General features: G+C 64.9%; 17 protein-coding genes. 9 read left to right on the top strand and 8 right to left on the bottom strand.

The window, feature by feature from the left end; genetic code table 11:
• Position 1 precedes the first annotated feature (1 nt).
• The 4 genes from glmS (at position 2) to alr (ending at position 4,596) form a co-directional block, all read left to right on the top strand.
• A complete protein-coding gene (gene glmS / locus FHS50_RS05420; protein ID WP_183933333.1) occupies positions 2–1,825 on the top strand; it encodes a glutamine--fructose-6-phosphate transaminase (isomerizing) in 1,824 nt (607 codons plus the stop codon).
• 131 nt (positions 1,826–1,956) lie between these two features.
• A complete protein-coding gene (locus FHS50_RS05415) occupies positions 1,957–3,174 on the top strand; it encodes a bifunctional alpha/beta hydrolase/OsmC family protein (RefSeq protein WP_183933332.1) in 1,218 nt (405 codons plus the stop codon).
• On the top strand, positions 3,171–3,554 hold the full coding sequence (locus FHS50_RS05410; protein WP_183933331.1) for a GFA family protein: 384 nt from the start codon (positions 3,171–3,173) through the stop codon (positions 3,552–3,554). The genes FHS50_RS05415 and FHS50_RS05410 overlap by 4 nt, the downstream gene beginning before the upstream one ends.
• Before the next feature lie 10 nt (positions 3,555–3,564).
• Positions 3,565–4,596, top strand: a complete 1,032-nt coding sequence (gene alr / locus FHS50_RS05405) for an alanine racemase (RefSeq protein ID WP_183933330.1) — start codon at positions 3,565–3,567, stop codon at positions 4,594–4,596.
• Here alr and nth read toward each other — a convergent pair.
• The 4 genes from nth to FHS50_RS05385 form a co-directional block, all read right to left on the bottom strand.
• Positions 4,575–5,240: an endonuclease III gene (gene nth / locus FHS50_RS05400; RefSeq protein WP_183933329.1), complete on the bottom strand. Its 666-nt coding sequence runs from the start codon at positions 5,238–5,240 to the stop codon at positions 4,575–4,577. The genes alr and nth overlap by 22 nt on opposite strands.
• A complete protein-coding gene (gene dapB / locus FHS50_RS05395; RefSeq protein ID WP_183933328.1) occupies positions 5,237–5,926 on the bottom strand; it encodes a 4-hydroxy-tetrahydrodipicolinate reductase in 690 nt (229 codons plus the stop codon). The genes nth and dapB overlap by 4 nt, the downstream gene beginning before the upstream one ends.
• Before the next feature lie 69 nt (positions 5,927–5,995).
• Positions 5,996–6,439: a hypothetical protein gene (locus FHS50_RS05390; protein WP_183933327.1), complete on the bottom strand. Its 444-nt coding sequence runs from the start codon at positions 6,437–6,439 to the stop codon at positions 5,996–5,998.
• 167 nt (positions 6,440–6,606) lie between these two features.
• The gene (locus FHS50_RS05385; RefSeq protein ID WP_183933326.1) at positions 6,607–7,002 is read right to left on the bottom strand and encodes an acyl-CoA thioesterase; all 396 of its coding nucleotides are present in this window, start codon (positions 7,000–7,002) and stop codon (positions 6,607–6,609) included.
• A gap of 81 nt (positions 7,003–7,083) precedes the next feature.
• Between FHS50_RS05385 and FHS50_RS05380 the strand changes: the two genes are divergently transcribed.
• Entirely contained in the window at positions 7,084–7,794 is a 711-nt protein-coding gene (locus tag FHS50_RS05380) for an NAD-dependent deacylase (RefSeq protein ID WP_183933325.1), read from the top strand.
• On the opposite strand, the gene FHS50_RS05375 is transcribed toward FHS50_RS05380, so the two are convergent.
• The 4 genes from FHS50_RS05375 to lepB form a co-directional block, all read right to left on the bottom strand.
• Positions 7,791–8,036: a hypothetical protein gene (locus FHS50_RS05375; RefSeq protein WP_183933324.1), complete on the bottom strand. Its 246-nt coding sequence runs from the start codon at positions 8,034–8,036 to the stop codon at positions 7,791–7,793. The genes FHS50_RS05380 and FHS50_RS05375 overlap by 4 nt on opposite strands.
• 182 nt (positions 8,037–8,218) lie before the next feature.
• Positions 8,219–9,109 carry a GTPase Era gene (era, locus tag FHS50_RS05370; protein ID WP_183933323.1) on the bottom strand — a complete coding sequence of 297 codons (891 nt, stop codon included), beginning with the start codon at positions 9,107–9,109 and terminating at the stop codon, positions 8,219–8,221.
• The gene (gene rnc, locus FHS50_RS05365; protein WP_183933322.1) at positions 9,106–9,774 is read right to left on the bottom strand and encodes a ribonuclease III; all 669 of its coding nucleotides are present in this window, start codon (positions 9,772–9,774) and stop codon (positions 9,106–9,108) included. Before rnc ends, era begins: the two co-directional genes overlap by 4 nt.
• On the bottom strand, positions 9,774–10,583 hold the full coding sequence (gene lepB, locus FHS50_RS05360; RefSeq protein ID WP_183933321.1) for a signal peptidase I: 810 nt from the start codon (positions 10,581–10,583) through the stop codon (positions 9,774–9,776). The genes rnc and lepB overlap by 1 nt, the downstream gene beginning before the upstream one ends.
• A 79-nt stretch (positions 10,584–10,662) precedes the next feature.
• Between lepB and pgi the strand changes: the two genes are divergently transcribed.
• Genes pgi through FHS50_RS05340 form a run of 4 tightly spaced genes read left to right on the top strand, consistent with a single transcriptional unit; the run spans position 10,663 to position 16,324 of the window.
• Positions 10,663–12,177, top strand: a complete 1,515-nt coding sequence (pgi, locus tag FHS50_RS05355) for a glucose-6-phosphate isomerase (protein WP_183933320.1) — start codon at positions 10,663–10,665, stop codon at positions 12,175–12,177.
• 3 nt (positions 12,178–12,180) lie between these two features.
• Complete coding sequence (gene gorA, locus FHS50_RS05350) at positions 12,181–13,527, top strand: glutathione-disulfide reductase (RefSeq protein WP_183933319.1); 1,347 nt, start codon at positions 12,181–12,183, stop codon at positions 13,525–13,527.
• The gene (locus FHS50_RS05345; protein WP_183933318.1) at positions 13,527–15,113 is read left to right on the top strand and encodes a phytoene desaturase family protein; all 1,587 of its coding nucleotides are present in this window, start codon (positions 13,527–13,529) and stop codon (positions 15,111–15,113) included. Before gorA ends, FHS50_RS05345 begins: the two co-directional genes overlap by 1 nt.
• Positions 15,110–16,324, top strand: a complete 1,215-nt coding sequence (locus tag FHS50_RS05340; protein WP_183933317.1) for a CaiB/BaiF CoA transferase family protein — start codon at positions 15,110–15,112, stop codon at positions 16,322–16,324. The genes FHS50_RS05345 and FHS50_RS05340 overlap by 4 nt, the downstream gene beginning before the upstream one ends.
• The last annotated feature ends 3 nt before the right edge of the window (positions 16,325–16,327 follow it).

Genomic DNA, 16,327 nt, shown 5'->3' with positions numbered 1-16,327 from the left:
TATGTGCGGAATTGTCGGCATCATCGGCAAGGAGGAAGTCTCCCAGCGCCTGTTCGACGGTCTGAAGCGGCTCGAGTATCGCGGCTATGACAGCGCGGGCATCTGCACGCTCGGCGAAGAGGGTTTTGCCCGCCGCCGCGCCGAAGGAAAGCTCGCCAATCTGCGCGAGGTGCTCGAGGGCGATCCCCTGCCGGGCACGCTGGGCATCGCGCACACCCGCTGGGCGACCCATGGCGCGCCCAACGTCCCCAACGCCCACCCGCATATCGCGGGCAATGTCGCGCTGGTGGTCAATGGCATCATCGAGAATTTCAAACCGCTGCGCGACGAATTGATTGCCGACGGCCGCGAATTCCTCTCCGAAACCGACAGCGAGGTGGTCGCCCATCTCGTCGACCGCGAAATCGAGAAAGGCGCCAGCCCGCAAGACGCGGTCGCGGCCATCCTTTCGCGCCTCCACGGCGCTTTCGCGATTGCCTTTCTCTTCCACGACCATCCCGACCGGATGATCGGCGCACGGCGCGGCGCTCCGCTCACCGTGGGCTGCGGCGAAGGCGAGAATTATCTCGGCTCGGACGCGATCGCGCTCGCTCCGCTGACGCAGAAGATCGCCTATCTCGAAGATGGCGACTGGGTGGTGGTCACCCGCGATGATTTCCAGATCTACGACGCCGACAACCAGCCCGTCAGCCGCGAAGTGGTCGAAAGCGGTGCCTCGGCCAGCGCGGTCGAAAAAGGCAATTACCGCCACTTCATGCAGAAGGAAATCTTCGAGCAGCCCGCGGTCGTCGCCAACACCTTGTCATCCTATGTGCGCCCCTACGACGGCAAGGTCGCGCTGCCCGACAATGATCTCGATCTTTCGGCGATCGACCGCGTTACCATCGTCGCCTGCGGGACCAGCTTCTATGCCGGCATGGTCGCCAAATATTGGATCGAACAGTTCGCGCGCGTTCCCGTGGACATCGATGTCGCGTCCGAATTCCGCTACCGCGACCCGGTTCTCGAAAAGGGCAGCCTTGCGCTGTTCATCTCGCAATCGGGCGAAACCGCCGACACGCTCGCCGCGCTCGAACATAGCCGCGCCTGCGGCCAGATCATCGCAGCGGTGGTCAATGTCCCGACAAGCGCGATGGCCCGCGAAGCCGATCTTCTCCTGCCCACCCATGCCGGTCCCGAAATCGGGGTCGCTTCGACCAAGGCCTTCACTTGCCAGCTCGCGGTGCTCGCCGCCTTCGCCGCCAACCTCGCCCGCGCCAAGGGCAAGCTGTCGGAAGAGGAAGAGCGCGAAATCGTCAAGCATCTCCAGGAAGCGCCCGAAGCGATCAACGATGCGCTCGGCCATGACGACGATATCCAGGCGATGGCGCATCTCGTCGCCCCGGCGCGTGATGTCCTCTACCTCGGACGCGGACCCGACTATCCGCTCGCGCTCGAAGGCGCCCTGAAACTCAAGGAAATCAGCTACATCCACGCCGAAGGCTATGCCGCAGGCGAGATGAAGCATGGCCCGATCGCGCTCATCGACGATGCGGTGCCGGTGATCGTGCTCGCCCCCTCGGGCCCGCTTTTCGAAAAGACCGTGTCGAACATGCAGGAAGTTCGGGCGCGCGGCGGCAAGATCATCTTCATCTCGGACGCCAAGGGGCTGGCCGAAGCGGGCGACGGCTGCGTCGCCACCATCGAGATGCCCGAAGCGCATCCGCTCATCCAGCCGATCGTCTATGCGGTGCCGGTGCAATTGCTCGCCTATCATGTCGCGGTGCTCAAGGGCACCGACGTCGACCAGCCGCGCAACCTCGCGAAAAGCGTTACGGTCGAATAGCTGACTTGGGGGCGAGCGTTCCGGCGCTCGCCCCTTGTTCCTCGGCATCGCTTCGGGGGCGTCTCTTTTTGGTCCGCTTCGGCACTCTCGCGCCTGTCCATGCGTATGACAGGGGCAAGAGAGGAGGGCCGATGATCACGACCGAAGCATTCCAGTTCAAGGGCAGGGACGGTAATCTGCTTGACGGGCGGCTCGAACGGCCGCGCTACGGCGCGCCGCGCGCGGTCGCCATCTTCGCCCATTGCTTCACCTGCGGAAAGGACAGCCGCGCCGCGACCTTCATCACCCGCGCGCTCGCCGCGCAGGGCGTGATGGTGCTGCGCTTCGATTTCGCCGGATTGGGCGGCAGCGGCGGCGATTTCTCGGGTTTCGCGACGCAGGTTTCCGATCTCGAATGCGCCGCGCAGGCGCTCCGCGACGAAGGCCATGAACCCACTTTGCTCGTCGGGCACAGCCTTGGCGGCGCGGCGGCGATTGCCGCGGCGGGGCGCATCGGTTCGATCCGCGCGGTAGCGGCGATCGGCGCGCCCTCGGACACCGACCATGTGCTTCGCCATCTCGGCGATGCGCTCGAAGAGGTCGAGGTCGAAGGCGAAGCGGTGGTGCGGATCGCGGGCCGCGAATTCTGCGTGAAGAAACAGTTCATCGAGGAAACGCGCGGCCAGTTGCAGTCCGATGCGCTCGAAAATCTCGGCAAGGCGCTGCTCATCCTCCACTCGCCCACCGACGAACTGGTCGGGCTCGACCATGCGCGCAGGAATTTCGAAGCGGCCAAACATCCCAAGAGCTTCGTCGCGCTCGACGGTGCCGACCATCTTTTGATCGACGATCGCAATGCCCGCTATGCCGCCGACGTGATCGCCGCTTGGGCCAGTCGCTACATCCCGACGATGGACGAAAGCGCCGCAGATAAGCCCTTCAAGGGCGTGGTGCGGGTCGAAACCGCGGGCGGCAAGTTCGCCCAGCATGTCATCACTCCCAGCCACCAGTTCATCGCCGACGAACCCGAAAGCTTCGGGGGCAATGACGACGGGCCCACGCCCTACGACCTGCTGCTCGGCGCGCTTGGCACTTGTACCGCGATGACTATCCAGATGTATGCCCGGCGAAAGAAAATCGCTCTCGACCATGTGAGGGTCGAACTGGAACATAGCCGCGACCATGCCGAGGACACGAAAAGCGATGTCGAGGAAGGGGCCGAACGTATCGAAGCGATTGACAAGTCGATCGAATTGAAGGGCGATTTCACGCAGGAGCAGCATGACCGCATGATCGAGATTTCAGCCAAATGCCCGGTGCACCGCACGCTCATGGGCGACCTCCACATCCACACCACGGTGGTAAAATGAAGATCGACGGCGGCTGCCATTGCGGCGCGGTGCGCTTTTCCGCCGAGGTCGGCCAGCCCCCGATCCCCGCGCTATCGTGCAACTGCTCGATCTGCTCGATGACCGGTTTCGTCCATGTCATCGTTCCCCATGCCGACTTCACACTCGAAAAAGGTGAGGATGCGCTCGCTTCCTACCGCTTCGGGTCGGGCCAGGCCGAACATCTCTTCTGCCGCCATTGCGGCATCAAGAGCTTCTACCAGCCGCGCAGCCATCCCGATGCCTATAGCGTCAATGCCAATTGTCTCGATGACGCGCCGCGCATGCGGGTGAGCTTTTTCGACGGTCGCAACTGGGAAGAGGCCAAACAGGCTCTCGACGGGGGCGAGGACGCTGAGTAGGGCAGGGAAGGTGACTCACCGCCCGCTCCGCCTCTCGCTATCGACCGCCGCGCTCCAGCAGAATTGGCGCTGGCTGGCTGACCGCGCGGGCGTCCCCGCTGCGGCGGCGATCAAGTCCGACGGCTATGGCCTCGGCGCCGCCGGGGTCGCCGAACGGCTGTTCGAGGTGGGCGCGCGCGATTTCTTCGTCTCGACCTGGGACGAGGCCGAGGCGCTAGGACCCTTGCCCGAAGGCAGCCGGCTCGCCGTGCTCCACGGGCTCGGCCCCGACGATGCCCCCGCCGCGTCGCAAGGCGCCGCACGGCCCGTTCTCAACAGCGTGCAGCAGGTGCAGCGCTGGCGCGCCGCATTCGGGGACCGCCCCTGCGACGTGATGGTCGATACCGGCATGAACCGGCTAGGCCTGTCGATGGACGAACTGGATGCGCTGGACGGGCTCCAGATCGACATGCTCCACAGCCATCTCGCCTGCGCCGACGAAGACCATCGAATGAACGCCGCCCAGCTTGCCCGCTTTTCCGAAGCGAAGCAAAAGGTGAAGGCACGCCGCTACAGCCTCGCCAATTCGGCGGGCATCTGCCTTGGCCGCGACTATAGTTTCGACATGGTCCGTCCCGGCCTCGCGCTCTACGGCGGTATCCCCCGCGCCGAAGCGAAGGGGCAGATCCGCGCCGTGGTCACTCCCGAAGCGCAGGTGCTGCAGGTCCGCACGCTCAAGGCGGGCGAAACCGTCGGCTATGGCGCGACCTTTACCGCCGAACGCGACACGCCCGTCGCGATCCTCAACATCGGCTATGCCGATGGATATTGGCGCAACCTCACGGGCAGGGGCCATGCCCGCATGGGCGACACGCTTCTCCCGCTCATCGGTCGGGTCTCGATGGACCTGGTCGCGGTCGACATAAGCCGCGGCGGCGACTGGCGCGAAGGCGACTGGATGGCGCTCGACTTCGACCTGCCGAAGATCGCCGCCGACGCGGGCGTCTCCCAATATGAAATGCTCACCGGCCTCGGCAGCCGCTACGAACGGCGCTGGGACTGACGCTTTCCGGGCGGCGGCGTCTTCTTCTTGTAACGGCACAGATCGACGACCTCGCAGCGCCAGCATTCGGGCGTCCGCGCCTTGCACACATAACGCCCGTGCAGGATCAGCCAGTGATGCGCTCCCCGCCGGAACGGCGCAGGCGTCCTCCTGTCGAGCTTCTTCTCCACCGCCAGCACCGTCTTGCCGGGCGCCAGCCCCGTGCGGTTCCCCACCCGGAAGATATGCGTATCGACCGCAAAGGTCTCCTGCCCGAACGCGCAGTTGAGAACCACATTGGCAGTCTTGCGACCCACTCCCGGCAATTTCTCCAGGCTCTCGCGATCCTGCGGCACCTCGCCCCCGAATTCCTCGACCAGGATTCGTGCCGCCTTGATGACGTTCTTGGCCTTCTGGTTATACAGCCCGATCGTCTTGATATGCTCCTTCAACCCCTCTTCCCCGAGGTCGAGCATCTCCTGCGGCGTCCGCACCTTCTCGAACAGCGCCCGCGTCGCCTTGTTCACCCCGACATCGGTCGACTGCGCCGACAGCGCCACCGCCACCACCAGCTGGTAGGGATTGCCATATTCCAGCTCGGTCTCGGGCTCGGGATTGGCCTCCGCCAGCCGCCGGTAGAATTCGAAAATCTCGCCCTTCTTCACGCGCCCTCGATCACGTCGCGCATCGAATAGAGGCCCGGCTCCCTGCCGATGAGGAACTGCGCCGCCCGGATCGCCCCGCGCGCAAAGATCGCGCGGTCCTCGGCCCGGTGCGACAGGATCAGCCGCTCCTGCGGCCCGAGGAACAGCACGTCATGGTCGCCCGCTACCGTGCCCCCGCGCACCGCGGCATAGCCTATCTCGCCGGTCTCGCGCGACAAACCGGTCCCGCAGCGCCCCAGCTCCTCGCGCGCATCCTCCGCACGCCCGCGCTCGACCGCGCTGCCCAGGTGCAAGGCAGTTCCCGACGGCGCATCGGCCTTCATGCGGTGATGCGCCTCGACAATCTCGACATCCCAATCCTCGCGCCCCAGCACCGCCGCCGCCCGCTCGACAAGATCGGCCAGCAAGGCAACGCCCAGCGAGGTATTCGGCGCATAAAGCACCGCCACATCCTCCGCCGCGCTCTTCAAGAGGTCGTGATGCCCCTCATCGAGCCCGGTCGTCCCCACGAGCAGCGGAATGTCCGCGCTAATCGCCCGGTCGATGCTTCCCCGCAGCCCGGCGGGCGCGGAAAAGTCGATCAGCACATCCGCCCCGTCCTCGACGATCTCGGCATCGAGGTCAGGCGCGATTTCGGCGATGGCACGGCCCATGCGGCCATCGGGAGCAAAGAGCGCGATTTTCATGGCCCTAGCTGTGGCGCAGCCCCGGGCGGAGTGCAAGCATCCTCCCGGGGCCGCTTCACATGAGCCGCATCAGTCGCGGAAATGCAGTTCCTGCAACAGCACCGAGCCCATCACTTTGCGATATTCGGCGCGATTGCCGCTTTCGGCGGCAAGCTGCTTGGCGCTCCGCTTCATCTGGGCGCGAAAGGCCTTGGAGCGCCGCTCGCCCTCGGCCGCATCGGGCATGCTCGAGAATTTGGTGATGAGGAAGATATCCCCCTCGTCGGGCCGCCCATGGACGTTGCTCAGGATCTTGTAATCGCTGATCCAGCCCTGCGACTTGGCATAGTCGTTGAAGGCCCGCCAATCGGTCGCCAGCCACTCGGCATAGCGCAGCCCCTGGCCGTCCGCGACATCGATAGTTGCCACTTCCCAATATTCTCCGCCCCTCAGGGGCGTCTCGTCCTGCGCGGCGGCAGGCACGCCAAAGGTCATCGTTGCCGCCCCCAATGCGGCCAGCATCAGCTTCTTCATGGTCAGTCTCCATGTGGCCGGTCCCCCCTGGGTCCGGCTTCTCTTTTCAGGAAACGGCGGTCGCCCTTCCCGGGCAGACTTGAACCAACGCAACCGGAGAATGGCAGGCGTCGTTCCTAACCTGCGTTAACCACAGCTGGCAGGAAAAGTCCAGTTTTCGGGAGAATTCAGGCCTCGGGCAGGAATCGCCGCGCCACGTCGCGCGCCAACCGGGCAGGGCGCTTCGATGCCGCGTCGAGACAGCACCACACGCTCTTGGCCTCGGCCACCACCTCTTCGCCGCGCTTGATCACCGTGGTGAAGAAGAAGCGCGCGCCCTGCATCTTCTCGGCGACCACGTCGGCGACGACATTGTCCTCGAGAAAGGTCGGGCGCCGATAGTCGATCTCATGCTTGAGCGCGACCCACAGATGCTTGGCCACCGCTTCGGGCGGGGCAAGGCTCTCCCAATAGCGCACGACCGCTTCCTGAACCCATTGGAGGTACACCGAATTGTTGACATGGCCCATATGGTCGATGTCGCCGGCCTCGATGCCGATGGGATGATGATACGCCTCAACCATGCGGGTGAAGATGGCATCGCTGACATTGTTGTCAATAGCAGGGCGGTTGGAGCGAAGCGAAAAGTCTGCGAAACGAGGGGCATGCAGCAGATTTCCAACATCGTGATCCTCACGGGCGCGGGCGTCAGCGCCGAAAGCGGGCTGGCCACCTTCCGTGGCCCCGACGGCCTGTGGGAGGGCCAGCGCGTCGAGGATGTCGCCACGCCCGGTGCCTTCGTCGCCGATCCGCACCTCGTTCAGCGCTTCTATGACGAACGGCGCGCCAGTCTTGCTTCGGTCGCCCCCAATGCCGCGCATGAAGCGCTCGCCCGGCTCGATGAAGAATGGCCGGGCGAATTGCTGCTCGTCACCCAGAATGTCGATGACCTGCACGAAAGGGCAGGGACGAAGCGCCTTCTCCACATGCATGGCGAACTCAAAAGCGCCTGGTGCCTTGCCTGCGACACCCGCTCGCAAAGTCCCGATCGGCTGCTCGACTTTCCGCCCTGTCCGCAGTGCAATGAAAAGATGCTGCGCCCCGACATCGTCTGGTTCGGCGAGATGCCCTACGGGATGGAGCGGATCGAAAGTGCGCTGATGCAGGCCGATCTGTTCGTCTCGATCGGCACGTCGGGCGCGGTCTATCCCGCCGCGGGTTTCGTCCAGACCGCCAGGTATCGCGGCGCCCAAACGGTCGAGATCAATCTCGAACCCAGCGCGGGCAGCATCTATTTCGACGAAAGCCGGATGGGCAGGGCGACCGAGCTGGTTCCCCCTTTCGTCGAGGAACTGCTCGGTCGCCCGCCGGCCTAGTCGTCGGCCCGGTCGCGGGGCGCGCGGAAACGCACCTTGCGCCCGTCGACCTTGCCCTTGACCCGGCCATCGGCCCCGATCCTCAGGTCGAAACGGGCACCGTCGCTTTCGCGAACGCCTTTCAATCGACGTGTCCCGCTCGCTTCGCGCTGCACTTCATAGCGGACGGTCTGGCCATCCATCTCCATCGTGCGGGTCTCGCCCGAAAGGCTCGCGGCCATCACCAACAGGGTCGTGAACATCTTGCATATTCCTTGCACTCATGGGTCCGCGGACCATCCGCGGGCCATGGGCAGGGCAATTCACGAAATGTGCCAATCCGGACGAACAAAGGAATATCAGCGTCTTAATACGCCAACACGCTTGTCGAGGGTCCGGCGTTGGTGAAATATGCTTGGGAAATCGCGCCGACCCGCGGCGGATTTCACGAAGTCCATTCGAGGCCGATGTCCTCGTAGAGCCCGCGATCCTCTTCCCAGCGCGGATCGACCTTCACATGAAGGAAGAGGTGGACCTTGCGTCCCAGATGCTCGGCGATTTCCTTGCGCGCGGCTTCGCCGATCGACTTCAGCTTCGATCCGCCCTTGCCCAGCACGATGCCTTTCTGGCTGTCGCGGGCAATGCGGATCTGCTGGTGGATCGCGGTCGAACCGTCGCGCCGCTCCTCCCATTTCTCGGTGACCACCGCGCTTGCATAAGGCAGTTCCTGGTGAAGCTGGGCATAGATCTGCTCGCGGGTCAGCTCGGCGGCGATCATCCGGTCGGTGGCATCGGATAATTGGTCCTCGGGGAAATGCCAGGGGCCTTCGGGCATCTTCTCGGCCAGGTGCACCTTGAGGTCGCTCACCCCTTCGCCGCTGGTCGCCGAAACGAAGAAGACCGCTTCGGGGTGGAGCCGCTCCGACAGGCCTTGCGCCAGTTCGAGAAGCGCGGGCTTTTTCACAAGGTCGGTCTTGTTGATGACGAGGATCTTGGGCTCGGGGCGCCGCTCGACGCCTTCGACCAGCATTCGCGCCTTCTTGTTCATCCCGGAGGAGGCATCGATCATCACCACCAGCCGGTCCGCATCCTCGGCGCCTTCCCAGGCAGCCTTGACCATCGCCCGGTCGAGCCGCCGGCCCGGAACGAAAATGCCCGGCGTGTCGAGCAGCAGGATCTGCGTATCCTCGTGGATGGCGATGCCCATCAGCCGGGTGCGCGTGGTCTGCGCCTTGGGGCTGGTGATCGCCACTTTCTGCCCGACGAGCGCATTGACTAGCGTGGACTTGCCGGCATTGGGGGCACCGAGGATCGCGACGAGGCCGCATTTGGTCATTTCAACTGCTCCAGCAATGCCGCGGCTGCGGCGGTTTCGGCTTCCTGCTTGCTCGCGCCCTCGGCTTCGGCTTCGCGCCCGCCCGATAATGTCACCCGGACGCGGAAAACCGGCGCATGGTGCGGGCCGGACTTGCCGACCATCTCGTAGCGCGGCACCCCGATCCGACGCGCCGCGGCCAGTTCCTGCAGGCCGTTCTTGGGATGGATCGGCGCCTTTCGCTGTTCGTCGAGAAATTCGCCCCAATGAGTACGGACGAAATCCCGGCAGGCATCGAGCCCGGCGTCGAGATAAAGCGCGCCCAAGAGCGCCTCGACTACATCGCCGATGACATTGTCGCTCGTCTCGGCACGGCCCTCGCGGGCCTGGCGCGACAGGCGGATATGGCGCGGCAGGTCGATTGCCCGGCCCACTTCGGCGCAGGTCTCGCGGCTCACCAGTCCCGAATAGCGCCGGTTCATCTTGCCTTCGGCTTCGTCGGGAAAGCGGTGGTAGAGCCATTCGGCCATCAGGATGCCGAGCACGCGGTCGCCGAGGAATTCGAGCCGCTGGTAGCTGGTTTCGCCCTGGCGGCTGCCATGGGTCAGCGCGCGTTCGAACAGCGCTTCGTCGCCGGGCACATGGCTCAGCAGTTCCTTCGCGACCTCGGCGGCGGGACGCAGCATCAGTAACTGATCCCGATGCGGCTGCCGCGCAGCGCGCTGAACCAGGTCCAGGGCAGGAGAAGGCTCGCACTCCCGTCGGTGGACCAGAAATTCATCTCGGCGCGGCCCATCAGGTTCTCGACCGGCACCGGCCCCAGCCCCCCGACCGCTCCGGCGAAGCGGCTGTCGCCGCTATCGTCGCGATTGTCGCCCATCAGAAAGACATGGCCTTGCGGCACGGTGAAGGGCCCGGCTTCGTCGCCGGGCGTCGCTGCCTGGTCGAGCACGACATAGCTTTTGCCGTTGGGAAGGGTCTCGCGATAGGCGGGATAGCGGCAGATCTGCGTCTCGCCCGGCCCGGGCTCGACGAACTGGCTCGCTCCCGGCACCACCTTGCACGGACTGTTGGGGCTGATCGTCAGCGCGAAATCGCGCAGCCGCTCGCGCGGCACCGCCTCGCCATTGAGAATGAGCGTGCCGCCGCGCGTCTCGACCGTGTCTCCCGGAAGGCCGATCACCCTTTTCACCACCACGCGGCCTTCGACCACGGGCGAATGAAAGACCGCGACATCGCCGCGCTCGGGCAGGCTCTCGAAAATCCTTCCCTCGAAATCGGGAATGCCGAGGGGGAAGCTGTAGCGCGAATAGCCATAGGGCCATTTGGACACGAACAGATAGTCGCCCACCCACATGGTCGGCAGCATCGATCCCGACGGGATCATGAAGGGCGCGACGAGGAAGGTACGCAGCACATAGGCGAAAAACGCCAGGAGCAGCAGGAATTTCAGGACCGAGCCCTTTTTCGGCTCCGCGGCATCTTTGTCAGTCATCGTGCGCGCTTGAACGCCAGCGCGCGGCGAAGGTCAAGCGGGGATGGCATTTGCCCGCCCCTTCGCTAAGACGGGCGCGATGACTGATTCCCCCGATACCGCCGCCGCCTGGCGCGCCATAAGCGACCATGAAAGCTCGGCGCTCGCCGACCTTTTCGAAAAGGACGAAACGCGGCTCGACCGGCTCGGCCTGTCGGTCGCGGGCATGAGCTTCGACTGGTCCAAGACCCATCTCGACGAGGGCCTGGTAAGCGCGTTCGAAACGCTCGCCGCGGCCATGGATTTCGACGCGCGCCGCCGCGCGCTCTTCGCGGGCGAGATCGTCAATCCTTCGGAAAAGCGCTCGGCCACCCATGTCGCCGAACGGGGGCAGGGCGCGCCCGAGGATAATGAAATGGCCGCGCGCTTCCGCACGCGGATGCGCCAGCTCCTCGACGCGGTCGAGGCCGAAGCCTTCGGCGAGATCGATGCGATCCTCCATATCGGCATCGGCGGTTCGGCGCTCGGTCCCGCGCTCGCGGTCGATGCGCTGGGACGCGGCGGCACGCGGGTCGAACTGCGCACCGTCGCCAATATCGACGGCGAGGCGATGGACGAGGCATTGGACGGCCTCGATCCCGAAAGCACGCTCATCGTCGCGGTTTCGAAAAGCTTCACCACCACCGAAACGCTTACCAATCTCGACGCCGCGCTCGAATGGCTCGAAGGCTGCGGCGTGGAAGACCCGATGGGGCAGGTGATCGCGGTCACCGCCAATCCCGACAAGGCGCTCGAACGCGGCGTCGACGAAACCCGCATCCTGCCCTTCGCCGATACGGTGGGCGGGCGCTATTCGCTCTGGTCCTCGGTGGGCATCTCGATCGCGCTCGCGCTCGGCTGGGACGCCTTCGAGGCGATGCTCGAAGGCGCGGCCGAAATGGACCGCCATTTCAAGCTCGCGCCGCTCGCCCAGAACGCGCCCTTCCTCGCCGCCGCCGCCGATCTCTATTATGTTCACTATCGCGGCGCCCAAACCCGCGCGGTCTTCGCCTACGACGAACGCCTCCGGCTATTAGTCCCCTATCTTCAACAACTTGTGATGGAATCCAACGGAAAGTCCGTCACCCTCGACAGCAATCCGCTCGACCGTCCGACTTCCCCCATCGTCTGGGGCGGCACCGGCACCGACGCTCAGCACGCGGTCTTCCAATTGCTTCACCAGGGCAGCCATCTCGTGCCCGTGGAATTCCTCGCCGTAATCGAAAATGAAGACAGCCAGGATCCCCGCCAGCACCGCCAGCTTCTCCTCAACGCCTTCGCCCAGGGCGCGGCGTTGATGGCGGGGCGGTCCAGCGACGATGCCGCGCGCCATTATCCCGGCGACCGGCCTTCGACCACCATCCTCCTCGACCGCCTCGATCCCCGCACACTTGGCTCGCTCATTGCATTCTACGAACATCGCACCTTCGCCGAAGCCGCATTGCTCGGCATCAATCCCTTCGACCAGTTCGGGGTCGAACTGGGCAAGGAAATGGCGCGCGCGATCGACGATCCCGAAGCGCGCGAGGGCTTCGATCCATCGACCCGCGCCCTCATCGACAAGGCAGGACTTTAAAGCATGGCCCAGCATTTCGACCTCTTCGTCATCGGCGCGGGATCGGGCGGGGTCCGGGCGGCGCGCATCGCTGCCAGCCATGGCGCCAAAGTGGCGATTGCCGAGGAATATCGGGTCGGCGGCACCTGCGTCATTCGCGGCTGCGTTCCCAAGAAGCTGCTCGTCTATGGCGCGCATTTCGCCGAGGATCTCGAGGATTGCGCCCGCTTCGGCTGGGACATCGAGGCCAGGAGCTTCGACTGGGCCAAGCTGCGCGACAATGTCGCCGCCGAGGTCGACCGGCTCGAAGGCCTTTACCAGCAGACGCTTGCCAATAATGACATCACCCTGTTCGAGGCGCGAGCGACCCTGAAGGGGGGCAAGGAAATTGCCCTCTCGACCGGCGAGACGGTGACGGCGGAAAAGATCCTCATCGCCGTTGGCGCGCGACCCTTTGTCCCGAACGTGCCGGGTGCAGAGCATGCGATCGTCTCGAACGATGTCTTCAGCCTGCCGGAAATCCCGAAGCGGGTGGCCATCGCGGGCGGTGGTTATATCGCCAACGAATTTGCAGGCATCTTCAACGAGCTCGGATCGAAGGTCACGATCGTCAATCGTTCGGACAAGATCCTGCGAGGTTATGATGAATCGATGCGCGAGCGGCTACTGCACATCTCGCTTACCAAGGGCATTGCCTTTGCCTTCAACTCGACCTTCCGGAAGATCGAGAAGCAGGATGACGGCAGCCTGCACCTGTCGATGGACGGGTGCGACGACATGCATGTCGATGCCTTGCTGTTCGCGACGGGCCGGATCCCCAATACGGAGAATCTCGGCCTCGAGACGCTGGGCGTCGAGACGGGCGAGCGGGGCGAGATCAAGGTGGACGAATATAGCCGCACCAATATCGACCACGTCTTCGCAGTGGGCGACGTCACCGACCGGGTCCAATTGACGCCCGTCGCCATCCGCGAAGGCCATGCCTTTGCCGACACGCAGTTCGGCGGGATTGATCGCACGGTCGATTATGACAATATTCCCAACGCGGTCTTCAGCCATCCGCCGATCGCGGGCGTTGGCATGACCGAAAGCGAAGCGCGCCAGGCCTTCGGCAACCAGGTCAAGACCTACACGAGCGATTTCCGCGCAATGAAAAATGTGCTTGCCGGGCGCAACGAGCGCTCGCTCTACAAGCTGGTCGTCCACCCCACCGACGACCGTGTCGTTGGTATCCATATGATCGGCCCCGAGGCCCCCGAAATCCTGCAGGCCGCGGCAATCGCGGTGAAGGCGGGCCTCAAGAAGCAGCAGTTCGACGACACGATCGCGCTGCATCCGACCATGTCGGAAGAATTGGTGTTGATGCGCTGATGCATGACGTCGTTGTCATCGGAGCGGGGCATAACGGGCTGGTCTGCAGCTATTATCTCGCCAGGAAAGGCCTCAAGGTTGCGCTGATCGAGGCGGCCGAGACGGTCGGCGGCGCGGCGGTCACCGACGAATTCCACCCGGGCTTCCGCAATTCGGCCGCAAGCTACACGGTCAGCCTGCTCCAGCCCAAGGTCATCGCCGACATGGAATTGGAGCGCCACGGCCTCGAGGTCGTGCTGCGCAAGGTGGACAATTTCCTTCCGGGCGGGGGGCACCGCTATCTGCTGGCGGGGCGCGACGGCCTCACGCGAAGCGAACTGGCGCGGCATCACCGAGCCGACGGCCCCGCCTACGACCGCTATATCGCGGAGCTGGAACTGGTCGTCGGCATCATCCGCAAATGGCTCTTGAAGGCGCCGGTCGACGTGGGGAGGGGGCTGGCCGGGCTTCCCGACCTCATTCGACTGGGCAAGGATCTTTACGGCCTCGACACGCGCGAAGTCGAAATCCTGCACCGCTATTTCACCAAGAGCGCGGGCGAGATCCTCGACGGCCATTTCGAAGGCGAGATGGCCAAGGCGCTGTTCGGCTTCGACGGGATCGTCGGCAATTTCGCATCGCCCTATGACGCGGGGACCGGCTATGTCCTTCTCCACCACCTGTTCGGCGAAGCCGCGGGAGTCGAGGGTGCCTGGGGTCATGCCATCGGCGGCATGGGCGCAATCACGCAAGCCATGGCCCGCGCCTGCCGCGAAGCGGGCGTGGACATCGTCCTCGGCACACCGGTGAGCGAGATCATCATCGCCAACGATGCTACAGCTGGTGTGGTCGCGGGCGGCAAGGCGTGGCGCGCCGACAAGGTGGTCGCGGGGGTCAATCCGCGCCTCCTCTTCAAGGAACTGGTCCCCGATGAGGCCGTCGAGCGGCGCGTGTCGCGGCATTTTGCCAACTGGGCTTGCGAGAGCGCGACCTTCCGGATGAATGTCGCGCTGGACCGGCTGCCCAATTTCACTGCCCTTCCGGGGCGGGGCGACCATCTGACCGCGGGCATCATCATCGGACCGAGCCTCGATTATATGGAAAAGGCGCATGCCAGCGCGGTTCTCGACGGCTGGAGCCGCGAGCCGGTGGTCGAGATGCTGCTGCCTTCGACGCTGGACGCCACGCTGGCACCGCGGGGCAAGCATGTCGCCAGCCTGTTCTGCCAGCATTTCCGTTATTCGCTGCCCGACGGGAAGCAATGGGACGATGTTCGCGAGGAAGCCGCCGACCATGTCATCCGTACCGTTGATCGCCATGCGCCGGGCTTTGCCGACAGCGTGGTGGCGCGGCAGATCCATTCGCCGCTCGACCTCGAACGGCGCTTCGGGCTGGTGGGCGGCGACATCTTTCATGGCAAGATGGGGCTTGATCAATTGTTCAATGCGCGGCCGATGATCGGCGCGTCGGATTACCGGATGCCGCTGGCCGGCCTCTATCTGTGCGGGTCGGGTGCGCATCCGGGCGGCGGCGTGACGGGTGCTCCCGGCCATAATGCGGCCCGGGCAGTGATCGCCGACAGCCGCAAGTGGAAGCGCGGGTCATGAGCGCCCATCCGCTCGAAGGCCTCAGGGTTCTCGACCTGTCGCGGGTTCTTGCAGGGCCCTGGTGCACGCAGCTGCTCGCTGACCTCGGCGCCGATGTCATCAAGGTCGAAAAGCCGGGCGCGGGCGACGACACGCGCCATTGGGGCCCGCCTTGGCATGAACATGGCGAGGAGCGGGTCGCCGCTTATTTCCTTGCCGCCAATCGCGGCAAGAAATCGGTCGCCATCGATTTCTCGCAAGCGGAGGGCGCCGAGATCGTTCGCCGCATGGCCGCCGACGCCGACGTACTGGTCGAGAATTACAAGGTCGGCGGGTTGGCGCGTTTCGGCCTTGACGCCGAGAGCTTGCGCAAGGTCAATCCGCGCCTGATCTATGCTTCGGTCACGGGGTTTGGGCAGGACGGTCCTTATGCCGACCGCGCGGGCTATGATTATATGATCCAGGCGATGGGCGGGATGATGAGCGTCACCGGCCTTCCCGACGAGCTGGAAAATGGCGGCCCGCTGCGCGTGGGCGTGGCGATCGCCGACATCTTCACCGGCATGTACACCGCCAGCGCGATCCTCGCCGCGCTGCACGAGCGCGACATGACGGGCGAGGGCGCGGTCATCGACATGGCGCTGTTCGACACCCAGCTCGCGGTGCTCGCCAACCAGGCTTCGAACGCCATGGTATCGGGCAAGGACCCCGTGCGGCAGGGTAACAGCCATCCCAATATCGTGCCCTATCAGCCCTTCGCGACGCGCGACCGGCCGATCGTCGTCGCGGTGGGCAATGACCGCCAGTTCGCCAAGCTCGCCGCCATCTGTGGCCATCCCGAATGGGCCGAGGACGAGCGGTTCGCGACCAACGCGGCGCGGGTCGCCCACCGCGAAGCGATCGTCGCCAAGGTCGGCGCGGTGCTGGCCGACCGCTCCTCGGACGAATGGCTCGATGCCCTGCTCGAGGCCGGCATTCCCGCCGGTCCGATCAACTCGATTTCGGAGGCGCTTGCCGACCCGCAGGCCGCGCATCGCGGGGCGCGTCAGGAGCGGGGAACAGGCGCACTGGGCGCGGTGCCGATGGTGGGTTCGCCGATCCGCCTCGGTGGCATGCGCGCCGATGCCCGGCTCGCACCGCCCGCGCTGGGCGAACATAGCGACGAGGAATTGCGCGCCTATCTGAGCCCGCAGGCGCTTCGCCAGCTGCGCGCAAAGGGCGTGATCGGCTGATCC

The organism is Sphingomicrobium lutaoense (genome assembly GCF_014195685.1).
Classification (GTDB): Bacteria; Pseudomonadota; Alphaproteobacteria; order Sphingomonadales; family Sphingomonadaceae; genus Sphingomicrobium; species Sphingomicrobium lutaoense.
The sequence above is the reverse complement of the archived record's forward strand: the minus strand, read 5'-3'. Positions and strand labels throughout refer to the sequence as shown.

Excerpts from the sequence above, each read along its gene's own strand:
- glmS (WP_183933333.1), top strand. The coding sequence starts at position 2 with ATGTGCGGAATTGTCGGCATCATCGGCAAGGAGGAAGTCTCCCAGCGC.
- FHS50_RS05415 (WP_183933332.1), top strand. The coding sequence starts at position 1,957 with ATGATCACGACCGAAGCATTCCAGTTCAAGGGCAGGGACGGTAATCTG.
- FHS50_RS05410 (WP_183933331.1), top strand. The coding sequence starts at position 3,171 with ATGAAGATCGACGGCGGCTGCCATTGCGGCGCGGTGCGCTTTTCCGCC.
- dapB (WP_183933328.1), bottom strand. The coding sequence starts at position 5,926 with ATGAAAATCGCGCTCTTTGCTCCCGATGGCCGCATGGGCCGTGCCATC.
- FHS50_RS05390 (WP_183933327.1), bottom strand. The coding sequence starts at position 6,439 with ATGAAGAAGCTGATGCTGGCCGCATTGGGGGCGGCAACGATGACCTTT.
- FHS50_RS05385 (WP_183933326.1), bottom strand. The coding sequence starts at position 7,002 with ATGGTTGAGGCGTATCATCATCCCATCGGCATCGAGGCCGGCGACATC.
- FHS50_RS05380 (WP_183933325.1), top strand. The coding sequence starts at position 7,084 with ATGCAGCAGATTTCCAACATCGTGATCCTCACGGGCGCGGGCGTCAGC.
- FHS50_RS05375 (WP_183933324.1), bottom strand. The coding sequence starts at position 8,036 with ATGTTCACGACCCTGTTGGTGATGGCCGCGAGCCTTTCGGGCGAGACC.
- era (WP_183933323.1), bottom strand. The coding sequence starts at position 9,109 with ATGACCAAATGCGGCCTCGTCGCGATCCTCGGTGCCCCCAATGCCGGC.
- rnc (WP_183933322.1), bottom strand. The coding sequence starts at position 9,774 with ATGCTGCGTCCCGCCGCCGAGGTCGCGAAGGAACTGCTGAGCCATGTG.
- lepB (WP_183933321.1), bottom strand. The coding sequence starts at position 10,583 with ATGACTGACAAAGATGCCGCGGAGCCGAAAAAGGGCTCGGTCCTGAAA.
- pgi (WP_183933320.1), top strand. The coding sequence starts at position 10,663 with ATGACTGATTCCCCCGATACCGCCGCCGCCTGGCGCGCCATAAGCGAC.
- gorA (WP_183933319.1), top strand. The coding sequence starts at position 12,181 with ATGGCCCAGCATTTCGACCTCTTCGTCATCGGCGCGGGATCGGGCGGG.
- FHS50_RS05345 (WP_183933318.1), top strand. The coding sequence starts at position 13,527 with ATGCATGACGTCGTTGTCATCGGAGCGGGGCATAACGGGCTGGTCTGC.
- FHS50_RS05340 (WP_183933317.1), top strand. The coding sequence starts at position 15,110 with ATGAGCGCCCATCCGCTCGAAGGCCTCAGGGTTCTCGACCTGTCGCGG.